Here is a 3,880-nt window from a genome sequence, read left to right as displayed (position 1 = left end):
TCATCAAAAGAAGACTTTCGCTATTAGCAAGGAACTTTAGTTCCTTGCGGGACATAGCTTTTACGTTAAGTTGACACGTATGAACATGTTGTGCACCTACGATTATTTGTACTTCACTATGGGGAAACCGTAGCATTGGCGGATAAATTATACTTCTTTAGAGACGTTATTTACCGCTATTTGATTTATGTTATCCAAACCCAAAATAGTTTTATCATGGCTTGTATTTTTACTAAGTTTTGCAAGTCTATTTCTCAGTTCTTGGATTCTTCTTCCGGCTCCAAATATGTTTTTACTCACCTTAGCAGTGGGAGCGCCAGAAGTTAGCCCTTGGTTATTCTTATTCAATTTACTCTTTTTATTACTTTCTTTTTTCTACATCCGTCGCCGTAAATTACAACGTTCAGCTTGTATTTTCAGCTTCATAGGATTACTCATTTGTGCATCGGTGCTAGTGAATATTCCACTCACTCAAATGCAGATGGATAAAGCAATGAAGCAAGGATTGGGAGCAAATTATTTACAGCAAATTCCAGTCCAAGTCAGGGCAAAGATGCAAACGCATTCTTTTGATTTAGTTAATTTTTTTGGGGGTATTGGACTAGCGAAAACCCGTCATCAAAAAGATATTCTCTTTGCTTCTCCTGCGGGAGTGCCTTTAAAAATGGAAGTTTATCAACCCTCAGAGGTAGGTAAATATCCAGCAGTGGTAGTAATTTATGGTGGAGCTTGGCAATATGGTAATCCTCATGCCAATTCTGAGTTTAATCAGTATATCGCTCATCAGGGATATACGGTATTTGCGATCGCCTATCGGCACGCACCTAAATATCGGTTTCCAGCCCAGTTAGATGATGTGCGTACAGCCTTGAATTTTATTCGCAAACATGCAGCAGAATATGAAGCCGATCCAGAACGTATGGTACTTTTAGGGCGTTCTGCGGGAGCGCATCTGGCAATGTTAGCTGCTTATCAACCAGATGCACCACCCATTCGTGGTGTAGTGAATTATTACGGCCCTGTTAACTTACCTGGAGGATACAAAACACCGCCATTTCCCGATCCTATTAATACCCGCGCTATTTTAAAAGCATTTATGGGTGGTTCTTTAGAAGAATTGCCTAATCAGTATGAAATTGCTTCACCGATAAATTATCTGACGCACCCTTTACCACCAACTTTATTAATTTACGGCAGTCGTGACCATTTGGTGGAAGCGCGATTTGGCAAACAAATGTACGAACGTTTACATGGCTCTGGTAATACTGCGGTTTTTCTAGAAATTCCTTGGGCAGAACATGCTTTTGATGCCGTTTTTAATGGTGTAAGCAATCAATTAGCGTTATATCATACCGAGAGGTTTTTGGCGTGGGCGTTGTTCAAGCAATAATTTTATTAACATACATTTAAATTTCAAAACCTAGACAAAGTTCCTCAATCGCTTTAACAGGTAGATAAAGCTTGAACGAATGTTCTTTAAATTGTTGAAAACCGTATTTTTGGTAAAAGTTAACTGCTTTTTCATCTATAGCTTCTACAATTACTGCAACGGATGCAACTTGCTCTGTAGCTTTTAGGACACGCTTCAAAGCATCTATCAGAATCACTCCTCCTAAACCTTGACCTTGACGACTGCTATCAACTGCAAGACGACCGAGTAAAATAGCTGGCAGCAAAGGATAGCGAGGTAAACCTTTGGTAAAGGTTTTATCTAAATTAGTAATATCTACTGTGTAAGTTGAAAGAGTGTAATAAGCAATAATATCCATGCTTGGAGAGTCAATCAAAACAAACACTGTAGCGACTTTTTTCTTCAGGTCTTGAGATGCAGATTTAACTATATAGGTGTCTAAACTATCATTTCCACAAGCAAAAATTGAGCGGTTATGCCTTTTACTATCTAGCAACTCAATCGTTAACACCATTTTTTTGGATTATTTGTTTGTAACGTAAAGCTGCTGCGATGAGAGAATCGGAAGGTTTCGGTAAGTTTTGCAGAGCTTCTACAAAAGCTTCAGCATCTTCTAAACTTAGCTTGAGTGTTTGATGCTGCTGTATAACGTTGTAAGCTGCTTCCTGAACGCTGGCGATGACAAAATCCGTCAAGGTGACTCCCTGTAAATCCGCAGCTTTTTGCCATAGAGCTTTTATCTCAGGATTGACGCGTGCTTCTAATCGAGCTGTCTGTTGCAAGTTTTTATCACTCATAAAACACAAATATAAGTCTATATTTAAAGTCTATACGGCATTATGCCGTATCTATTAAAAATATTTCAATATCTACTTTTGAGGCCAGCGCCAGTTATAGCGATTCCATTCGTAGATTCCTTGAATTGCATACTCAGCGCCGTTGAAGAAGCGGACGACGCAGTTAGTAGAGGTATCGTCACCGTTGCTAATTTCCTCGATCTTAATCACCATACAGGGAAACCATTCGCGCTTACAAGGGCCATCTTCTTGCACCCATTCCCATAGTGCATTGGAAACTTCAATGCGATCGCCTATTCTTAGCTTTAGTGCATCCTCAAAATAAGAATACTTATCAAAATGATATGACTCTACACGATTCAGCCACTGTAAACCATAGCGTTGCCGAATAAATTGTACTGTTCCAGAGTCATTTTCTAATAGCCAGTCGTTGAGTAATTGCACTTTCCAAGTGCGGTTGAGTTGTTCTTCATCCTTAACAAACTGTAAAAATGCTTCTAACTCCTCTGGGGTAAGTTCGTCTAAGGGATTAGCAATAGCTGACGCTCTAGAGGTAGAATTTCCCTGAATTTGCTCCACGACTTGCAGTAATATCTCTTTCTGCGTGTCAGTGAGAGGACAGCTTGCTGCATCACAATCATTAAAGGCTGCGAGCATAGATGCTTCAATCTCATCTGGAGTCATAAGTTAATAGCAATTGAGGGTTTATTTCCCTAATTATTACAAAGGTTAAATAAAAGTCTTCAATCCCTTGTAGTTAAAGTCAGGTAAGCTGAGATTATAAGTTACATATTGTTAGATTAAGTCACGGAGTCTTTTATGCGCTTGCGCTCACTCACGGTCGTTTGTATTTCCTGTCTCATCACCTTTCTATCGTGGGTGATCATTCCCCCTGCTGTAGCACTTACACAGATTAGATTATTTGACGTTTCTTATAAAGATTGTCCACCAGAACTAGCACAAGGGGCTGTTATCAGTAGTGGTAGCGCGGCTGCTAATTGTTTTCTTGTCATTGGCAAAGCAGAAAATGGCACTTACAAAACAGTCTACGACGCAGATATTTTTGGACGCATCTATGATGCCAACAATGACTCGGTAATGCAAAACCGCACTCGCTTAGGTTCTATTGCTGAGGTTCCACCTGGCATTAGCGATTTTGAATTGAGAATTTCTGTACCTGCGAATCAGCCTACTCCGTTGAAGCTGAAGCAGTTCAAAGCCGCTGGATTTAGCGGCCAAGTGCGTAAGTAATACCAATTTGGGAGGTGTAACGTTTCTAAAAAAGGCACTTCATAATCTTAGAACAAGTAATCAATTTTAAAGTTTTACAATTTTAAGTATCTCGTTTCGGGTTTCTTCAGGTAACTTACCTTTTGTATAAACAACGAATTTTGCTAAATCGTAATTTGAATGGTGCTTAATAAAATGTTCGTTCAAATCAAATCCATTACTAACAATACCACCGTTGCGTTTGTTAAGGATTTGGATAGATTCTTCTAAATCTGGAGAAGGAAGAATCAACACGACATTTAGATATGGCTTTAAAACTTGTTGCACTCGCCTAAAAAGCTGATCATCTTCATAAACAGAGTGGCCTGCGCCAAAATCAATAACACAATTGCTATAGGATTACTATTTGATTTTTGAACAAAGTTAAGTATTGTAGGGTGCG

Annotated in this window: 6 protein-coding genes; 2 read left to right on the top strand and 4 right to left on the bottom strand. The window is 39.2% G+C overall.

What is annotated here, in order from left to right; translation table 11 throughout:
* Positions 1-187 precede the first annotated feature (187 nt).
* Entirely contained in the window at positions 188-1,390 is a 1,203-nt protein-coding gene (locus tag VB740_RS36150) for an alpha/beta hydrolase (protein WP_323204613.1), read from the top strand.
* A 16-nt stretch (positions 1,391-1,406) separates the two neighbouring features.
* On the opposite strand, the gene VB740_RS36145 is transcribed toward VB740_RS36150, so the two are convergent.
* From VB740_RS36145 to VB740_RS36135, 3 genes are all read right to left on the bottom strand, one after another.
* Positions 1,407-1,925, bottom strand: a complete 519-nt coding sequence (locus VB740_RS36145; RefSeq protein ID WP_323204612.1) for a GNAT family N-acetyltransferase — start codon at positions 1,923-1,925, stop codon at positions 1,407-1,409.
* Positions 1,909-2,208 (bottom strand): DUF1778 domain-containing protein, encoded by a 300-nt coding sequence (locus tag VB740_RS36140; RefSeq protein ID WP_323204611.1) that lies wholly within the window; start codon positions 2,206-2,208, stop codon positions 1,909-1,911. Before VB740_RS36140 ends, VB740_RS36145 begins: the two co-directional genes overlap by 17 nt.
* A 72-nt stretch (positions 2,209-2,280) precedes the next feature.
* Positions 2,281-2,892: a hypothetical protein gene (locus tag VB740_RS36135; protein ID WP_323204610.1), complete on the bottom strand. Its 612-nt coding sequence runs from the start codon at positions 2,890-2,892 to the stop codon at positions 2,281-2,283.
* Positions 2,893-3,027: 135 nt separating this feature from the next.
* Between VB740_RS36135 and VB740_RS36130 the strand changes: the two genes are divergently transcribed.
* The gene (locus VB740_RS36130; protein WP_323204609.1) at positions 3,028-3,459 is read left to right on the top strand and encodes a biotin carboxylase; all 432 of its coding nucleotides are present in this window, start codon (positions 3,028-3,030) and stop codon (positions 3,457-3,459) included.
* Between the two features lie 66 nt (positions 3,460-3,525).
* Here the strand turns inward: VB740_RS36130 and VB740_RS36125 are convergent, their stop codons facing one another.
* Complete coding sequence (locus tag VB740_RS36125) at positions 3,526-3,765, bottom strand: hypothetical protein (RefSeq protein ID WP_323204608.1); 240 nt, start codon at positions 3,763-3,765, stop codon at positions 3,526-3,528.
* Between the last annotated feature and the right edge of the window lie 115 nt (positions 3,766-3,880).

This window comes from Nostoc sp. UHCC 0251 (assembly GCF_034932245.1).
Classification (GTDB): domain Bacteria; phylum Cyanobacteriota; class Cyanobacteriia; order Cyanobacteriales; family Nostocaceae; genus Nostoc.
Note: the sequence above shows the minus strand (reverse complement) of the source record. Positions and strands in the feature narration are given on the sequence as shown.